Genomic DNA, 17,144 nt, shown 5'->3' on the forward strand with positions numbered 1-17,144 from the left:
TGCAGAAGGGACTTCCCATGACACCCGCGGTCCTCTCCCCCAGCCGCCGCGCTCCTCGCACCCTGTTCGCGCTCCTGGTCGCACTGCTCACCGCGACCGCCGTCGTTCTCCCCGCCGGCGCCGCTCACGCTGCGGGCGCCAGCCGGTTCTGGGGTTACTACCAGTTGCAGAACGGCGCCTGGGAGTTCGCCACGACCGGTCCCGACCAGTCCACCCCGGCCGACGGCGGTGTCGAGGGCTGGCGCTACGCCGTCGCGTCGATGGACGAGCCTCGTCGCCCGCGGGCCGTGATGACGTTCGATCAGATCTGCGGCGACACGCCCGCCGAGAGCGGCAAGAAGCGCGTCGGCGTCGTCATCGACTTCGGCCGGCCCGCCGATGCGGCCGACGGCACGACGACCCCGCCGGAGCCCAAGGCCACCTGCGCCGTCGTCGCCTCCGCCGCCACCGGCACCGACGTCCTCACGGCGGTTGCGAAGCCGCGCCTCGAACAGGCCATGGTGTGCGGCCTCGACGGCTACCCGGCCACGGGATGCTTCGAGGAGGTCGCGTCCCCGCCCGCGGCCGCCGCGTCGCCCGACGAGACCGTGAGCCCGAGCGTCGCCGCCGCCCCGGCAGCCTCCCCGGCAGGGTCGGCCAGTGCGTCGGCTCCTGCAACGGCCGTGTCCGATCCCGCACAGACCCCGACTCCCGCTGCGACCAGCGACGCTCAGCCGTCCGCTGACCAGCCCCTCACCGGTGCGTGGCTCTGGATCACGCTCGGACTCATCGTCGTCGCGGGGCTCGTCGCCGCGTTCGTCTCGATGAACCGCCGTCGCCGCAGCCGGGACTGATGCGTCGTTCCCCGTCGCTCGCCCGATCGCTTCACCCCGTCGCCTGGTGGGTGTGGGCGATCGGACTCGCCGTCGCCGCGTCCCGCGCCACCGAGGTGCTCACGCTCGTCGCGGTGGGCGGAGTCGTGGCCTGGGTCGTGGTCGAGCGGCACGAACCGGGGGGTCTGCGAATCCTCTTCGCGTTCCTCGGCATCGGGGCGGTCACCTTCGTCGTGCGGCTGACGATGACCGCGCTCTTCGGGGGCGGGATCGTCGACGGGCCGGTCGTCCTCTCGTTGCCCGAACTGCGGCTGCCCGCCTGGGCAGGTCGACTGCGGCTCGGCGGCGACGTCACCCTCGGCGCGCTCACGAGTTCGGTGCTCGAGGCCCTGCGGCTGGCCGTCATGCTCCTCTGCCTGGGCGGAGCCAACGCCCTGGCCGGTCCTCGACGGCTGCTGCGGCACGTCCCCGCCACGCTCTACGACGTCGGCACCGCGCTCGTCGTCGCGCTCTCCTACGCACCAGAACTCGTCGACGACGCGAGCCGGGTGCGGGCCGCGCGCATGTTGCGCGGTCACTCCGGCCGCGGGGTGCGAGAACTCGGCACGATGGCTCTTCCGGTGGTCGCCGGAGCGCTGGAACGCTCGCTGCATCTCGCGGCGTCGATGGAGTCCCGCGGTTACGGCCGGGCCGGGCACCGCGGCGTCCGGCGGCAGCGTCGAGCCACCGCGGTCGGCCTCGTCGGGGTCGTCGGTGTGCTCGTCGGCGTCTACGGACTGCTCGACGCCGCAACGCCGTTCCTGCTCGCGGCGCCGCTCGTCGTCGCCGGGCTCGTGCTCGCCGCCGGTGCACTTCTCGTCGGGGGCTCGGCCGACCGGCGCACGCGCTACCGCCACGATCCCTGGTCGTGGCCGGAGACGATCGTCACCGCCCTCGGCATCGGGCCCGCCGTGGTCGTCGTCGTGCTGTCGGCGACGCGAACGCCCACGACGGTGCTCGCCCCGACGGCCACCTCCGCCCTGACGGTCGCCGTCGTGTTGACCGCGGGGCTCGCGGGTGTCGTAGCTCCGCCGCGGCCCGAGCACCGCACCCGTCCGAGGACCGATCGCGTCGACCTTCCGGTGGGCCGGGCCGCATGACCGGATCACTCGACGCACCGCTCGTCGCGATCGACGACCTCGAGATCACCTACGACGGCGCCGACTCCCCCGCCCTCGTCGTCCCCCGCTGGCGCGTCGAGGAGGGCGAGCTCGTCCTCGTCACCGGGCCGACGGGAGGCGGCAAGTCGACGCTGCTCCAGGCCCTCAACGGGCTCGTCCCGCACTTCACGGGCGGCACCCTGCGGGGGCACGTGCGCATCGCGGGACGCGACACCGCGAGTCACCGCCCCCGCGATCTCGCGGAGGTCGTCGGCCTCGTGCGCCAGAACCCGGCCGCCTCGTTCGTCAGCGACACCGTCGAGGACGAGATCGCCTACGGGATGGAGGTGCTCGGTGTCGCGCCGGGCGTGATGCGGCGGCGGGTCGAGGAGATCCTCGACGTTCTCGGGCTGGCGGACGTGCGCGACCGCCGTCTCTCCACTCTCTCCGGCGGCCAACAGCAGCGTGTGGCGATCGCGGCGGTGCTCGCCGCCGGGCCGCGTGTGCTCGTGTTGGACGAGCCGACCTCCGCGCTCGATCCCGTGGCCGCCGAGGACGTGCTCGCCGCGCTCACCCGGCTCGTCCACGACATGGCCCTCACCGTCGTGCTCGCCGAGCACCGGCTGGAGCGCGTCGTTCATCACGCCGACCGCATCGCGCTCGTCGAGCGCGGGGTCGCGACCGAACCCCTTCCGCCGCGGGAGGCCATGGCGCGCTCGGCCGTCGTCCCGCCCGTCGTCGCGCTCGGCAAGCTCACCGGGTGGCGGCCGCTACCCCTCTCGGTCCGCGAAGCACGACGCGCGGCAACGGGATTGCGTGACCGCCTCGCGCCGGGTGTCGAGACGCCCGCCGCCGCGACGGCTCAGGCCGCCGGTGAGAGCGACCGGAGGCGAACGTGGAGCCTGCGGCGACGCCCGGCCTCCTCGCGCCCCCTGCAGGCCCGGGTGACACGCGCCCAGGTCGAGCGCGGACGCACGCCGGTGCTGCGCGGACTCGACCTCGAACTCCCGCCCGGTGGCGTCAGCGTGCTCATGGGCCGCAACGGGTCGGGCAAGTCCACGCTGCTGTGGAGCCTTGCCGGTCGACTCGCTCCGACGAGTGGCGCGATCGAGATCCGGCGCACGGCCGACGGCGCCGACGACCTCGTGGAGCCACGCGGCCTGCGGCCCTCGGAGCGCATCCGCCACGTCGGGCTCGTGCCGCAGGACCCCATGACCCTGCTGTACGCCGACTCCGTCGCGGCCGAATGCGCCCAGGCCGACTCCGACATGCGCGCCGAACCCGGCACGGCTGCAACGCTGCTCGAACGCATCGCCGGCCCGGTCGACGCGTCCCTCCACCCGCGCGACCTCTCCGAGGGACAACGTCTGGGTCTCGCGCTGGCGGTCATTCTCGCCGCCCGCCCGGCCCTCCTGCTCCTCGACGAGCCGACGCGGGGACTCGACTACGCGGCCAAGGCACGTCTCGTGCAACTCCTCGGCGAACTTGCCGAAGAGGGACACACGATCCTCGCCGCCACCCACGACGTCGAGCTCGCGGCCGAGATCGCCGATCGCGTCGTCCTCATGGCGAGCGGTCGCGTCGTCGCCGACGACACCTCCGCCGGTGTCCTCGCCCACTCCACGGCGTACGCACCACAGGTCGCCCGGGTCATGCACCCGCTGCCCCTGCTCACCGTCGGCGACGTCGAGCGTGAGCTCGACGCCACACGGCTGGGGAGTCACCCATGACCCTCACCCGCCACCACCCGGCTCGCGAGGTCGTCGAGCCCCCGCGCGCGGCCCCCACGTGGCCCGGCACCGTCGTCCTCGTCGTGGTGACGGTCGTCGGCGTGCTCGCGTTCACCTGGCCGTTCTTCGCGACCTCCACCCTCGTCACCGAGCACACCCAGGACGCGCCGTGGGTGTTCGCGGGAATCATGGCGCTGCTCGCGGTCAGCCTGCTCGCCGAGCAGGGCAACGGCCGGCTCGACGCGAAATCCGTCGCCGTGCTCGGTGCACTCGCGGCCCTCGGCGGAGCCCTGCGAGTGCTCGGAGCCGGCACCGCCGGGCTCGAACCGGTCTTCTTCCTCGTGGTGCTCGCCGGGCGGGTCCTCGGCCGGCGGCTCGCGTTCCTCTGCGGCTGCCTCGTCCTGCTCACCGGAGCGTTCCTCACCGGTGGCGTCGGGCCGTGGACCCCGTTCCAGATGATCGCCACCGGCTGGGTCGCGCTCGGCGCGGCACTGCTGCCAGGACGGTTACGGGGGCGCGTCGAGGTGGTCGTGCTCGCGCTCTACGGCGCAGCTGCCGGCCTGGCGTACGGCGCGATCATGAACCTGTGGTTCTGGCCGTTCCTCGGCGCCTCCGCACCGAGCGGTGCCGGGTTCGTACCCGGCGCCGGCGCCGCGAACCTCACCCACTACCTCGTGTTCTACCTCGCGACCTCCCTCGTCTGGGACGCACCGAGGGCTCTGCTCACGTTCGTTCTCGTCCTACTCGCCGGAGGCCCCATGCTCGCCACCCTGCGTCGCGCCACGCGTCGCGCCCGCTTCGAGCAGGCGTCGTGATCACCCTCGTTCTCGGCGGCGTCCGCAGCGGTAAGAGCGCCCTCGCCGAGCGGCTGCTCGCACACGGCCCCGCCCGTTACGTCGCCCCCGGGCCGGTACCGGACCCGCACGACCCGGCCGATGACGAATGGGCCGAACGCGTCGCACTCCACCGGCGGCGACGCCCCGCGTCCTGGACGACGCTCGAGACCGGTGACGTCGCCGCCGTCCTCGGCGCCGACGGTCCCCCGGTGCTCGTCGACTGCCTCGGCACGTGGCTGACCCGGGTCGTCGACGACGCCGCGGTCTGGGAGGAGCGGGAGCGCGGCCGCGAGGTCGTCGCCGCCGCCCGCGCCGATCTCGTCACCGCGCTGCGCCAGGCCCGCTGCGACGTCGTGCTCGTGAGCAACGAGGTGGGTCTGGGGGTCGTGCCCGCCACGCCGTCGGGCCGGTTCTTTCGCGATGAACTCGGTCGACTCAACACCGCCGTCGCCGCCGTGGCCGACGAGGTGCTCCTCGTCGTCGCCGGTCGCGTGCTCGACCTCTCGAAGACACCGGGGATCGACGTCTTCGTGACGGCCCGGAGCGCGCGATGACCGAGTCACCTACTGCCGCGCCGCTGCTCGTCGACGGCTGGCGCATGTCGGTCGGCACGCTCACCGCGATCCCGGTCCGGCCGCCGTCGAGGATCGACCGTCGGGTGGCCGGGCTCGCGATGCTCCTGGCGCCGCTCGCCACCCTGCCCATCGCCGGGATCTGGCTGCTCGGCGCCTTCGCGGCACGGCTCCTTCCCGCGCCCACGCTGTTCGCCGTCGTCGTGGTCGCGCTCATGGTGCTCTCCACTCGTGCCATGCACGTCGACGGTCTCGCCGACACCGCCGACGGGTTGTCGGCGAGCTATGACCGCGAGCGTGCCCTGGTCGTCATGCGTACGGGAGACGTCGGGCCGAGCGGCGCCGCGGCGATCGCCCTCACCCTCGCGCTCCAGGGCTCCGCGACCGCCACGCTGTTCACAGCGGCGACGTTCGGGCTGGGCACCGTTCTCGGCCTCGGACTCGTCGCGTTCGTCGCCTCCCGGCTGTCACTGGCGTTCGCGTGCATCTCGGGGATTCCGGCGGCCCGCCCGGGTGGCCTGGGTGCGACCGTCGCCGGGAGCGTGAGCCGGTCGGCCGCCGCAACGTCGGCTCTCCTGATCGCCGTGTTCGGCGCTCTTGTCGCCGCCCTGGGCGGTGGCCGGTGGGCCGCCGCGGGGGCCGTGTTCGTCGTCCTCGTCGCGATCGTGACGACGCGCCTGCTCGTGCGTCGGTGCGTGCGTCGACTCGGTGGGATCACCGGTGACGTGCTCGGCGCGGCGATCGAGATCTCGGCCGCCATCACGCTCACGGCCGCCGCCGTGGTCGCGCTCGTGGTGCCGATGCTGCGCTGAATCAGGCGTGCAACCGGCTGAGGAACCGGCGGGTCTCCTCGGAGGCCGGCGCGTCGATGACCTGTGACGGCGGCCCGATCTCGGCGATCACCCCGCCGTGCAGGTGGGCGACGACGTCGGCGACCTGGCGCGCGAACCCCATCTCGTGGGTGTTGAGGATCATCGTCATGCCGTCGTCGGCGAGGGCACGCAGCAGGTCGAGCACCTCCCCCACGAGCTCGGGGTCCAGAGCCGACGTGACCTCGTCGAGAAGCAGGAGGCGTGGCCGGTTGACGAGGGCACGCGCGATCGCGACCCGCTGCTGCTGCCCGCCGGAGAGGTCGTCGGGTCGGGCCGTCGCCTTGTCGGCGAGACCCACCCGCTCGAGCATCTCGAGGGCCGCCGTGCGCGCCTCGGCCTTCGAGCGACCGTGCACGCGTACGGGTGCGAGGGTCACGTTGTCGACGACCGAGAGGTGAGGGAAGAGGTTGTAGCTCTGGAAGACGATGCCGATGCGCGAACGGATGTCGTCGACGTCGACGCGCGGGTCGGTGAGCTCCTGCCCGTCGAGGGTGATGACGCCGTCGTCGATCGTCTCCAGGAGGTTGATGCACCGCAGCAGGGTCGACTTGCCCGAGCCCGACCCGCCGATGAGGACGACGCATTGGCCGGCGCGCACGTCGAGGTCGACGTCGCGCAGCACGAGGTTGCGGGGCTCCCCGCGGTGGCGGCCGGGGAACGACTTGCGGACTCCGCGCAGCGACAACAGGACATCGCCGGCGGTCGGGGCGGTGCCCCGCGCGGCGGGTGGCGTCGGCGTGATCACAGGTGTCCTCCCGCGCCCTGGAAGCCCTGTCGCCGCGCGACCCAGTCGGTGAAGCGGGCCATCGGCACCGTGAGCAGGATGAACAGCACCCCGGCGACGACGTACGGCGTGTAGTTGAAGTCGGCGGCCGTCTCGATCTGCGCGGCGCGGACGGCGTCGACGACGCCGAGGATCGAGATGAGGCCGGAGTCCTTCTGCAACGACACGAGGTCGTTGAGCAGCGGCGGCTGCACGCGCCGGATCGCCTGCGGCACGACGACGTGCCGCAACGTCTGGGCGTAGGACAGGCCCAGCGAACGGGCGGCGGCACGTTGGGAGGGGTGGATCGACTCGATGCCGGCGCGGAACACCTCGGCGACGTACGCGGTGTAGGACAGCACGAGCGCGACGCAGCCCCAGAACAGGACGCTCGTCGGCAGCCCCTGGAGGCGTAGGGCGGGGGCGCCGTAGCCGAGGAGAAGCAGGACGAGGATGAGCGGCAGCCCGCGGAACAGGTCGACGTAGATCGTGCCCGCCAGTCGCAGCGGGAAGAAGACGGGTCCGCGCAGGGTGCGCATGATGGCGACGAGCAGTCCGAGCACGAAGATGACGACGCCGCAGACCACCATGATCCGCAGGTTGAGCCACAGGCCGGTCAGGACCGCGGGGAACGCCTCGACGGCCTTGTCGAGGTTGAAGTACGTCCACCGCACCCGAGGCCAACCGGGTGAACTCGTGAGGAGCCACCACGCGACCGCGGCGATGGCGAGGGTGCTCAACGCGGAGATCGCGGCCGAGCGTCTGGCGCGGGAGCGGCGATAGGCGGCGCGGCGGCGCTCGTGGTCCGAGGGATGCCAGTCGTCGTGCGCGGCTGCCACCGCGCCTTCAGGGGTCTGCGGGGCGGGGTTCACGGGGTGCGTCACTGCAGTTCGGGCGCGCCCTGCTTGTCCAGCCACTGCCGTTCGAGCTTCTCGAGGGTGCCGTCCTCGCGGAGGGCGTCGACGGCCTGGGAGACGCACGGCGTGAGCGAGGAGCCCTTGTCGAGAACCGCACCGAACTGCTCGGGCTTGCCGCCGAACTGTGGGAGGCGGCCGACGATGACGCCGTCGTCGAGCTGGGCGGCGGTCATGTAGAAGGCGGTGGGCAGGTCGACGACGATGCCGTCGATCTGGTGGTTCTTGAGGGCCTGGACGGCGAGGTCGTTGGTGTCGAAGGCGTTGGGCGGGGTGGACGGCTTGATCTGCCCGGTGATGGCGGTGTAGCTGGTGGTGCCGACCTGAGCGCCGAGCTTGGCGCCCGCGAGGTCGGCGACGGCGCGTTTGCCGTCCAGCGGCGACCCCTTGTAGGTGACGACGGTCTGCTGCACGTCGTAGTAGCCGGAGGAGAAGTCGACGGCCTGGCGGCGGTCGTCGCTGATGGAGATCTGGTTGAGGTCGATGTCGAACTTCTTGGGGCCGGGGGCGATGGCCGTGTTGAAGGGGACGACGACCCAGCTGACCTCCTTCTTGTCGAAGCCGAGCTTGTCGGCGACGGCGTAGGCGACGGCCGATTCGTATCCCTTGCCGTTGGCGGGGTCGTCGTCGGCGAACCAGGGCGCGTAGGCGGGCTTGTCGGTGCCGACGGTGAGGGAGCCGGGGGTGACGACCTCGAGCGACCCCTTCTGGCATTCGGTGGTGGCGGCCGTGCCGGTCGCCTGGGGCGTGTCTCCGGTCGGAGCCCCGGGCTGCGCACCGCCGCCGTCGGTGGGCGCACTGCAGGCCGTCAGGGCGGCGAGAGGCGCGAGGAGGAGGGCGAGGGCGAGGCGCTGACGCATGGGGGCCGTCCTTGGAGTTCGAGAGCAGTTCACCGCCCCCGCAGGCAGGAGACGGGGAAGGGCGACGCCACCCTACCCCGCAGTTCGAGAAGGCCAACCTCACCCGAGTGAGGAGCGGAAGACGACGGCCCCGTTACCTTCTTCGCGCCCCGAAGACCCGAAACCCCCTCCGGATGGGCTCCGGACGGGGTTTCGGGTTCTCGTCGCTGCCGAGCGCAGTGAGGCCTGAATCGGTGGAACACGGACGCGCGCGAGCGAAGCGAACACCGCGCGAAGCGTCAGTCGTGTACTCCGGCCTCGACGAAGGGGGGTTTGGTGACGGTGGCGGGGATGTCGCGGCCGCGGACGTCGATGGTGACGTGGTCGCCTTCTTTGATGCCGCGGTCGATGAGGGCGAGGGCGATGCCTTTGCGGAGGGTGGGTGACATGGTGCCGGAGGTGACGGTGCCGATCTCGTCGCCGTTGTCGTTCTTGATGGTGCAGCCGGCGCGGGGGATGCCGCGGCCGTCGACGAGGAGGCCCCAGGAGAGGCGGCAGGTCTTCTCGGCGCGTTGGGCGGCCAGGACGTCCTTGCCCCAGAACTGGTCCTTGTTCCAGCCGACGGCCCAGCCGGCGCGGGCCATGTTGGGGGTGATGTCCATGGAGAGTTCGTGGCCGTGGAGGGCGTAGCCCATCTCGGTGCGAAGGGTGTCGCGGGCGCCGAGGCCGCAGGGGAGGCCGTCGTAGGGCTTCATGGCGTCGACGAGGGCGTCCCAGAGTGCCTCGGTGTCCTCCCAGCGGGGGACGAGTTCGTAGCCCTTCTCGCCGGTGTAGCCCGTGCGGCAGACGGTGAGGGGTTTGCCGTTCCACTCGGCGCGTTCGAACGACATGTACTCCTGGCCGGTGGGGAGGCCGAGGGCCTGCAGTACCTCGTCGGAGCGGGGGCCCTGCACGGCGATGATGCCGTAGTCCTGGTGCTGGTTCTCGAGTTCGAGACCCTCGGGGAGCTTCTCGCGCATCCGGCGAACGACCTCGGTGGTGTTGGAGGCGTTGGGGATGAGGAAGACCTCGTCGTCGCTGAAGTAGTACTGGATGAGGTCGTCGACGACGCCGCCGGTCTCTTCGTCGCAGCACATCGTGTACTGGGCCTTGGGTGGGGAGACCTTGTGGAGGTCGTTGGTGAAGCAGGCGTTGCAGAAGTCGGCGGCGCCGGGACCGCGGACGACGGCTTTGCCGAGGTGGGAGACGTCGAAGATCCCGACGCGTTCACGCACGGCCTCGTGTTCCTTGAGGACGCCCCCGCCGGGGTATTCGATGGGCATGAGCCATCCGCCGAAGTCGGCCATCTTGGCGCCGAGTGCCGTGTGGCGTGCGTGCAGCGGGGAGGTGAGGAGGTCGGTCTCTGTCATACGGCCACGGTAGACGCACGCGCCGTCGATATTCTCGGGGTTGGCGCGAACCGCGGCGGGACTGGGCGGGACTGGCTGGATGGTTGGTGGCGCGTGGCGGGTGGCCGCGTCTCGTCTTGCGGCCGGTAGGGGGCGCTCGTAGCCTCGGGAGCCCGGCCCGGCGTGATCCGTGCCGTACCAACCGATGAGGTGAACGTCGTGATCGTGCAGATGATCGACAGGCTGATCGGCAGGATCGGCAAGTCCAAGGCGCTCGATGCGGTCGGCAAGCCGGTCGCGAGCGAGGTCCAGAAGTTGACGGAGCCCACTGTCGTGCGCAACGCGTTGTCGGGGTCGTGGCTCGGTCATCCGCTCCACCCGGTGCTCACGGATGTGCCGATCGGGGCCTTCACGATGGCGACGGCACTGGACGTGTCGATGGGCGATGAGGGGGCGGCAGCGGCGAAGCGCCTCGTCGGGCTCGGCCTGCTCGCCTCCGCTCCGGCGGCGTGGTCGGGTGCCTCCGACTGGTCGACGTTGCACGGCGCGATCCAGCGGGTCGGCCTCGTGCACGGCGCGCTCAACGGCGCGGCGACGGGCCTGCAGGTCATGTCGTGGTTCGCGCGCGGGCGTGGCCACCGCGGCACGGGCACGATGCTGAGTCTCGGCGCCGTCGGCCTCACGGTCGGAGCCGCCTACCTCGGTGGCCATCTCAGCTTCGTCAGAGGTGTGGGCGTCAGTCACGAAGCCTTCCAGACGCGCAAGTCCGGCTGGACCGACGTCGCCGGCGCCGACGAGCTCATCGAGGGCCGACCCAAGCGGGTCATGGTGGGCGAGACTCCGGTCGTGATCGTGCGCAAGGGCGGCCACGACCACGCGTTGTCGGCCACGTGCAGCCACGCCGGCGGTCCGCTCGACGAGGGGAACGTCGAGGGCGACTGCATCGAGTGTCCGTGGCACGGGAGCCGGTTCCGTCTCGCCGATGGCGAGGTCGAGCGCGGACCCGCCTCGATCGCCCAGCCCGCGTGGCACGTACGCACCGAGGGTGATCGGATCCAGGTGCGTCCGGCGCCGCGCTGACGGTGGACTGCTGCCGCCGCCCGCCGCCCGGAACGGTGCACAGGAGCCCGCGACACACGCTCCCGTGACGACGACGCAGGCCTTACGCCTTCCGGTCGGCGCCACTTTGCGCGGGTTCGCACGCGCGGAGCGCAGGCATGGCATCCTACGAGGCAGAGAGCCCGACGACCGCTCGGGCGTCCCTCGTGACGACCGAGCAGTTCATCGATCTCGGCGCCCAGAAGATGCGCCCGGCCCGTCCGGCCCGACGACCTGATCGAGCACATCGTCCCGACGGATTGCGCTCGGGCGGGGCGTCGTCCGACGACCTTCCCGGCTGTGCCGCCCGCCCGGGCGAGTGCCGGGTCTCACCCCCGATCACAGGAGGACCACGTGAAGCTCAGCTTCGCCACCATCGCCCCCGATTCGGTCAAGGCCGACGCGCTCGTCGTCTTCATGCGGCCTGCGGCCGACAAGGGTGGGACGCCGCGGCTGGTCGCGGCGGACGCGCTACCCGGTGCGTCGGTGTCGCACGTCGAGAACGCTCTTTCCGGCCTGAAGGCGAAGGGCCGGGCCGACGAGGTCGTCACGTTGACGTCGGTGCCCAAGGTCGCCGCTTCGGTGGTCGTCGTGACGGGCCTCGGCACGGCCGCCGGCGAGGCCGCACCCACCCACGAGGAGGCGCGTCGCGCTGCCGGCGCGGCGGCTCGCGCCCTGACAGGTCGTGCGAACGCGGCCGTCGTCCTGCCGGTCGCCACGCCCGAGTTCGCCGCCGCGGTCACCGGCGGCCTCGTGTTGGGTGCGTACCGGTTCGACACCCACCGCGGAGCCAAGGCCCGCGCCGCGGCCGAATCCGCGGTCGGCGAGATCGCGCTCGTCGCCGGCAAGAAGGCACTCAAGGGCGGGCTCGACGGTGATGGCGGCAAGGTCACCGAGACCACCATGAGCGAGGCCGTCGCCGCTGCCGAGACCGTCGCCCGCTACCAGTGCTGGGCCCGCGACCTCGTCAACACCGCCCCCAACCAGCTCTACCCGGCCTCCTTCGCCGACCTCGTGCAGCGTGCGGCCGGCAAGGGCGTGAAGGTCGAGGTCCTCGACGAGAAGCAGCTCCTCGACGGCGGCTTCGACGGCCTCGTCGCGGTGGGTCAGGGTTCGACCCGTCCTCCGCGCCTGGTCAAGATGACCTACGCGCCCCGCAAGGCCGGCGCCTCGCTCGCGTACGTCGGCAAGGGCATCACGTTCGACTCCGGTGGCCTGTCGCTCAAGCCCGCCGCGTCGATGATGACGATGAAGTCCGACATGGGCGGAGCCGCCGCCGTCGCGGGTGCCGTGCTCGCGATCGCCGCCCTCGGCCTGCCCGTGGCCGTCACCGGCTACCTCTGCCTCGCGGAGAACATGCCGAGCGGCGGTGCGACGCGCCCCGGCGACGTCATCACCCAGCGTGGTGGACTCACCGTCGAGGTCCTCAACACCGACGCCGAGGGCCGTCTCGTCCTCGCCGACGGCATCGCCCTCGCGGCGGAGTCGGCTCCCGACGCGATCGTCGACATCGCGACGCTCACCGGCGCGCAGATCGTCGCGCTCGGCAAGCGCACGGCCGCCGTCCTCGCCAACGACGACGAGTTGCAGGGGGCCCTCACCCAGGCCGCCGCCGACGCCGGCGAGTCGGTGTGGCCGCTGCCCATCGTCGAGGAGGTCCGCGGTCACCTCGACAGCACCGTCGCCGACATGAAGAACATCGGCGAGGCCGGTACGGCCGGCACGCTGGCGGCGGCGGCGTTCCTGCGCGAGTTCGCCACCCCCACCGACGAGGGCAAGAAGCAGGCGGCCACCCGCACACAGCCGTGGGGGCACATCGACATCGCCGGCCCGTCGTTCAACGAGGGCGGCGTCTACGGCTACACGGGCAAGGGCGGCACGGGCTTCGGTGTGCCGACGTTGGTCGAGTTCGCCCGCGGGTACGTCACCGACTGACGTCTTCGGCCGCTCACCACGGGCGGGTCCGTCCTCCTCACCGGTACGAGCCGGCGAGGGCAGGGGCGGACCCGCCCGTTCGCGTGCACGACACGCACCCGCCCCTCCTCCCGCCCTGCTCCGCCCCGCGTGCACGACACGCACCCGCCCCTCCTCCCGCCCTGCTCCGCCTTGCCCCGCAGAGTGTCCCGTACGTGCTCGTGGGCGGTCGTCGTCCCCTCTGACCTGCCTCATCACGCACGTGCTTGGCCCGGTCGAACGACGAAAACCCCTCAGTTCCACCCCGACTCGTGACGAACAGGCTCCCGATGGGCCTTCCCTCGGGCGGATGCGGGACCCCCGCCTGCCACCCGCCCGGCCCGTCGGTCCTGTCGTCGGTCGAGGAGAGCACGGGTGTTCCCACGTCTGGTCGTCCCGGCCACGAGGGCGGCTCGATGAGCCGCTCCCGCGTCGACTCCCTCGACGGCCTGCGGACGATCGCCGTGCTGCTCGTCGTCGCCTTCCACGTCGGGGTTCCCGGGTTCGCCGGGGGCTACCTCGGGGTCGATGTCTTCTTCGTCCTCTCGGGGTTCCTCATCACGACCTTGCTGGTCAAGGAGCTCGGTGCGACCGGTCGCATCGACCTGGGGCGTTTCTGGTCGCGCCGCGCGCTGCGCCTCATGCCCGCCTCGCTTCTCGTCGTGCTCGCCGTCGTCGTGTGGGCCCTGTTCGTCGCCCCGCCCTACCGTCGCCCCGGCATCGGCGCCGATGCGCTGTGGTCGCTGCTCTACGTCGGCAACTGGCGCTTCATCGGCTCGGCGGGCTACTTCAGCGACGACGGCACGAGTTCGCCGTTGTTGCACGTGTGGTCCCTCGCCGTCGAGGAGCAGTTCTACCTGGCCTGGCCGCTCGTGCTCACGGTCGTCGGCGCGCTCGTCCGGCAGCGGGTGGGCCGCGGGGATCGGGGCGTCGTCGACTCCGCCACTCGCCTGGAGGGCGAACGCCGCCGCCGTCGCGCCGCCGCCGTCGCCACGGGATGCACCGCGCTCGCACTGGCGGTCGCCTCCGCCGTCTGGCTGCACGCGCTCTACGACCCCGCCGCTCCGGAGCGCGCGTACATGGGCACCGACACCAAGGTCTTCGAGCCCCTCATCGGGGCGGTCGCGGCGGCCCTGCTCACGCGCGAACGCGTCCAGCGCCTCGTCGTGCGCCATCACGCCACTCTCATGGCCGGTGGCCTGGCCGGCCTGGGGATCGGTGTCGCGACCCTGGGTGGGCCCTCCCCTCTCTACTTCGGCGGTGGTGCCGTGGCGTTCTCGATCTGCTGCGCCGTGCTCGTGGCCGCCGCCACCGCCGGAGGCAACGGCCACCTCGTCGCCAGGACGCTCGGACTCCCGCCGCTCGCCTACGTCGGCCGGATCTCCTACGGGGTCTACCTCTGGCACTGGCCGCTGACCGTGTGGATCCTCGGCGACCACACCGGCTTCGAGCCGTGGCGGGCGCTTCTCGTCGTCGTGCTCACCCTCGCCGTCGCCTCGGTGAGCTATCACGTCGTCGAACTCCCGCTGCGCACCGGCGGGCTCACCCGCATCACTCCTCTGCAACTCCTGCCGGTCGGCGTGGGCACCCTGGCCGCGAGCGTCGTCATCTCCACGGCCCTCGGCGGCACCGCTCTCAGCCGGTTCAACCCCCTCACCGAGCACATGGCGGCGTCCATGGCGTCCAGCGGCGCCCGGCAGGACACGATGGTCGTCGTCGGCGACAGCGTCATGCGCCGTCTCACCCCCACCCTGGCGACGGAGGCCGCCACACGCGGAATCACCGTGCTCGACGCCGCCCGTGGTGGCTGCCCGGCCCTCACGGTGCCCGCCCTCGCCCCCGACGGCACACTCCTCGCCAAGGGCGCCTGCACCGACAAGGTCCGTGCCGCTCAGGACGAGGCGATCGCGCAGCACCACCCCGGAACCGTCTTGTGGTGGTCGCGCTACGAACTCGCCGACCGCCGCGGCGACGACGGTCGCCTTCTGCGTGCCGGCACTCCGGAGTTCTGGGCGGCGCAGCGAGCGTCGTTCGTCGCGGACGCCGCCCGGCTCACCTCCCACGGCGCGCGCCTCGTCGTCGTCCTCACCGACCGGCCGGGCATCGGCCTCGCCTCGCGCTGCACGCCCGACCGGTGCGATCCCTTCCTCCACCGCCTCTGGTACGACGACGAACTGCGCCGCACCTGGAACACACTCGTCACCGAGGTCGCCGCCGACGACCCGCGGATCGAGACGATCGCGCTCGACGACGTCTTCTGCCGCGACGACGCCGTGCCCTGCGACGATCGCCTGCCTCTCGACGCGAGCGGACTCCCCCGCGACCACACCCCACCGGGCGCCGGCGCGGCGGCGGCCGCACCGAGTTCGGTCCCGGGCTCGACGCCGGGCTCCGGCATCACCCCCGCGTCCCGCGGTTCGGTGAGCAGCGGCAGACCGCCCGCGGCTGCGCACGTCGTGCCCCGCACCCGCTCCCGCGTGGACGCCGCCGAGCTCACCGGCCTCGCGCGCCCCGACGGGTCGCACTTCTCCCCCGAGGCGGCGCCCGCCGTCTGTACCGCACTGCTCGATCGCGTGGCGGCCGCGATCCGGGGCTGAAAGGGAGCGTTCCTCCAGCGTCCGTGCGAGGATGAGGCCCGTCGCGCCCCCGTGACCCGGGAGGCCGCACCGCCGGCGCCGGCATCCACGGCGTCGTGCCGGACTGGACCGTGCATCGCCGCCGGAGAAGGAGCCGCTCAGCATGACCGACAGCAGCGAGACCTACGACCTCGTCATCCTGGGCGGAGGCAGCGGCGGATACGCGTGCGCGCTGCGTGCCGCGCAACTCGGCCTGAGCGTCGCGCTGGTGGAGAAGGACAAGCTGGGCGGCACCTGCCTCCACAAGGGCTGCATCCCGACCAAGGCCCTGCTGCACGCGGCCGAGGTGGCGGACTCCACGCGCGAGAGTGCCAAGTTCGGCGTCAAGGCCACCCTCGAGGGCATCGACATGCCGGGCGTCCACACCTACAAGGACGGGGTCATCGGCCGGTTGCACAAGGGCCTGCAGGGTCTCGTGAAGGCCGCGAAGGTCACCTACGTCGAGGGCGCGGGCAAGGTCGTCGGCAAGGACGACGCGGGCACGGCCGTCGAGGTCGACGGCCGCCGTCTCGTCGGACGCACTCTCGTGCTCGCCACCGGTTCGCGTCCGGTCACCCTGCCCGGCATCGAGATCACCGGCCGCGTGATGACGAGCGAGGGCGCGCTGACCCTGCAGGAGGTCCCGCAGCGGGTCGTCGTCCTCGGCGGCGGCGTCATCGGTTGCGAACTCGCCTCCGTCTTCGCGTCGTTCGGTTCGACGGTGACGATCGTCGAGGCCCTCCCCCGCCTGCTCGCACCCGAGGAGCCGTCGATCTCCAAGACGCTCGAACGCAGCTTCAAGAAGCGCAAGATCGGCGTCAAGACGAACACCCGTTGCGCCGCCGTCACGCAGAACGACGACGTCGCCACCGTGGAACTCGACAACGGCGAGAAGCTCGAGGCCGACCTCGTGCTCGTCGCGGTCGGTCGCGGCCCGGTCACCGACGGACTCGGGTACGAGGAGCTCGGCCTCGAGATGGAACGCGGGTTCGTCCTCGCCGACGAGCGCTGCCGCACCAACGTCGAGGGTGTGCGGGCCGTCGGTGACATCGTCCCCGGCCTGCAGCTCGCGCACCGCGGGTTCGCCCAGGGCATCCTCGTCGCCGAGGACATCGCCGGTCTCGACCCCGAGCCCATCGAGGAGTCCGGCATCCCCCGCATCACCTACACCGACCCCGAGGTCGCCTCCGTCGGCGTCACCGAGGCCAAGGCCAAGGAGGTGCACGGCGACGACGCCGTCGAGGCCATCGAATTCAACCTCGGCGGCAACGGCAAGTCCCAGATGCTCGCCACGTCCGGCTTCGTCAAGGTCGTGCGGGTCAAGGACGGCCCCGTCGTCGGCATCCACATGATCGGCGCCCGGATGGGCGAACAGATCGGCGAGGCCCAGCTCATCGTCGGATGGGAGGCCCTCCCCGAGGAGGTCGCCCAGTTCGTCCACGCCCACCCCACCCAGAACGAGGCGCTCGGCGAGGCCCACATGGCCCTCGCCGGCAAGCCGCTGCACGCCCATGCCTGAGTCGTCGCTCCCATCGGGACCGACATCCCGCACGACATCCCGCACGACGCCGGAAGGGGCACCGGCCCGCCGCAGGCGGCGAACGGTTCTCTCC

At 72.2% G+C, this 17,144-nt stretch carries 14 protein-coding genes; 10 read left to right on the forward strand and 4 right to left on the reverse strand.

The features are described from left to right. The first annotated feature begins 17 nt into the window (after positions 1-17). From BN1197_RS15270 to BN1197_RS15295, 6 genes are read left to right on the forward strand one after another with little or no spacing between them, the layout of a single operon-like run. Positions 18-833: an SCO2322 family protein gene (locus tag BN1197_RS15270; RefSeq protein WP_040161635.1), complete on the forward strand. Its 816-nt coding sequence runs from the start codon at positions 18-20 to the stop codon at positions 831-833. Next, positions 833-1,951: an energy-coupling factor transporter transmembrane component T gene (locus tag BN1197_RS15275; RefSeq protein WP_052466806.1), complete on the forward strand. Its 1,119-nt coding sequence runs from the start codon at positions 833-835 to the stop codon at positions 1,949-1,951. The genes BN1197_RS15270 and BN1197_RS15275 overlap by 1 nt, the downstream gene beginning before the upstream one ends. Further along, positions 1,948-3,681: an ABC transporter ATP-binding protein gene (locus BN1197_RS15280; protein ID WP_040161008.1), complete on the forward strand. Its 1,734-nt coding sequence runs from the start codon at positions 1,948-1,950 to the stop codon at positions 3,679-3,681. Before BN1197_RS15275 ends, BN1197_RS15280 begins: the two co-directional genes overlap by 4 nt. Continuing rightward, complete coding sequence (locus tag BN1197_RS15285) at positions 3,678-4,496, forward strand: ECF transporter S component (protein ID WP_052466807.1); 819 nt, start codon at positions 3,678-3,680, stop codon at positions 4,494-4,496. Before BN1197_RS15280 ends, BN1197_RS15285 begins: the two co-directional genes overlap by 4 nt. Continuing rightward, positions 4,493-5,071: a bifunctional adenosylcobinamide kinase/adenosylcobinamide-phosphate guanylyltransferase gene (locus BN1197_RS15290; RefSeq protein ID WP_040161010.1), complete on the forward strand. Its 579-nt coding sequence runs from the start codon at positions 4,493-4,495 to the stop codon at positions 5,069-5,071. Before BN1197_RS15285 ends, BN1197_RS15290 begins: the two co-directional genes overlap by 4 nt. Continuing rightward, entirely contained in the window at positions 5,068-5,901 is an 834-nt protein-coding gene (locus BN1197_RS15295; RefSeq protein WP_052466808.1) for an adenosylcobinamide-GDP ribazoletransferase, read from the forward strand. Before BN1197_RS15290 ends, BN1197_RS15295 begins: the two co-directional genes overlap by 4 nt. A 1-nt stretch (position 5,902) precedes the next feature. Here the strand turns inward: BN1197_RS15295 and BN1197_RS15300 are convergent, their stop codons facing one another. The 4 genes from BN1197_RS15300 to gcvT all read right to left on the reverse strand — a co-directional run bounded on the left by BN1197_RS15300 (position 5,903) and on the right by gcvT (position 9,886). Then, positions 5,903-6,706 carry an amino acid ABC transporter ATP-binding protein gene (locus tag BN1197_RS15300; protein ID WP_281253138.1) on the reverse strand — a complete coding sequence of 268 codons (804 nt, stop codon included), beginning with the start codon at positions 6,704-6,706 and terminating at the stop codon, positions 5,903-5,905. Next, complete coding sequence (locus BN1197_RS15305; protein ID WP_040161012.1) at positions 6,703-7,563, reverse strand: amino acid ABC transporter permease; 861 nt, start codon at positions 7,561-7,563, stop codon at positions 6,703-6,705. The genes BN1197_RS15300 and BN1197_RS15305 overlap by 4 nt, the downstream gene beginning before the upstream one ends. A 41-nt stretch (positions 7,564-7,604) precedes the next feature. Then, on the reverse strand, positions 7,605-8,498 hold the full coding sequence (locus BN1197_RS15310) for an ABC transporter substrate-binding protein (RefSeq protein ID WP_040161014.1): 894 nt from the start codon (positions 8,496-8,498) through the stop codon (positions 7,605-7,607). A gap of 278 nt (positions 8,499-8,776) precedes the next feature. Next, entirely contained in the window at positions 8,777-9,886 is a 1,110-nt protein-coding gene (gene gcvT, locus BN1197_RS15315) for a glycine cleavage system aminomethyltransferase GcvT (RefSeq protein ID WP_040161016.1), read from the reverse strand. Positions 9,887-10,084: 198 nt separating this feature from the next. Here gcvT and BN1197_RS15320 point away from each other — a divergent pair, with 198 nt between their 5' ends. From BN1197_RS15320 to lpdA, 4 genes are all read left to right on the forward strand, one after another. After that, complete coding sequence (locus BN1197_RS15320; RefSeq protein ID WP_245851977.1) at positions 10,085-10,945, forward strand: Rieske (2Fe-2S) protein; 861 nt, start codon at positions 10,085-10,087, stop codon at positions 10,943-10,945. Positions 10,946-11,317: 372 nt separating this feature from the next. Beyond that, entirely contained in the window at positions 11,318-12,898 is a 1,581-nt protein-coding gene (locus BN1197_RS15325; RefSeq protein ID WP_040161018.1) for a leucyl aminopeptidase, read from the forward strand. 434 nt (positions 12,899-13,332) lie between these two features. Beyond that, on the forward strand, positions 13,333-15,513 hold the full coding sequence (locus BN1197_RS15330) for an acyltransferase family protein (protein ID WP_040161649.1): 2,181 nt from the start codon (positions 13,333-13,335) through the stop codon (positions 15,511-15,513). 142 nt (positions 15,514-15,655) lie between these two features. After that, on the forward strand, positions 15,656-17,050 hold the full coding sequence (lpdA, locus tag BN1197_RS15335; RefSeq protein WP_040161020.1) for a dihydrolipoyl dehydrogenase: 1,395 nt from the start codon (positions 15,656-15,658) through the stop codon (positions 17,048-17,050). Positions 17,051-17,144: the final 94 nt, after the last annotated feature.

This window comes from Mobilicoccus massiliensis, from assembly GCF_000826525.2.
In the GTDB taxonomy this organism is placed as follows: Bacteria; Actinomycetota; Actinomycetes; order Actinomycetales; family Dermatophilaceae; genus Mobilicoccus; species Mobilicoccus massiliensis.

Coding starts and splice junctions, on each gene's coding strand:
- BN1197_RS15285 (WP_052466807.1), top strand. CDS start 3,678: ATGACCCTCACCCGCCACCACCCGGCTCGCGAGGTCGTCGAGCCCCCG.
- lpdA (WP_040161020.1), top strand. CDS start 15,656: ATGACCGACAGCAGCGAGACCTACGACCTCGTCATCCTGGGCGGAGGC.
- BN1197_RS15330 (WP_040161649.1), top strand. CDS start 13,333: ATGAGCCGCTCCCGCGTCGACTCCCTCGACGGCCTGCGGACGATCGCC.
- BN1197_RS15275 (WP_052466806.1), top strand. CDS start 833: ATGCGTCGTTCCCCGTCGCTCGCCCGATCGCTTCACCCCGTCGCCTGG.
- BN1197_RS15310 (WP_040161014.1), bottom strand. CDS start 8,498: ATGCGTCAGCGCCTCGCCCTCGCCCTCCTCCTCGCGCCTCTCGCCGCC.
- BN1197_RS15280 (WP_040161008.1), top strand. CDS start 1,948: ATGACCGGATCACTCGACGCACCGCTCGTCGCGATCGACGACCTCGAG.
- BN1197_RS15295 (WP_052466808.1), top strand. CDS start 5,068: ATGACCGAGTCACCTACTGCCGCGCCGCTGCTCGTCGACGGCTGGCGC.
- gcvT (WP_040161016.1), bottom strand. CDS start 9,886: ATGACAGAGACCGACCTCCTCACCTCCCCGCTGCACGCACGCCACACG.
- BN1197_RS15270 (WP_040161635.1), top strand. CDS start 18: ATGACACCCGCGGTCCTCTCCCCCAGCCGCCGCGCTCCTCGCACCCTG.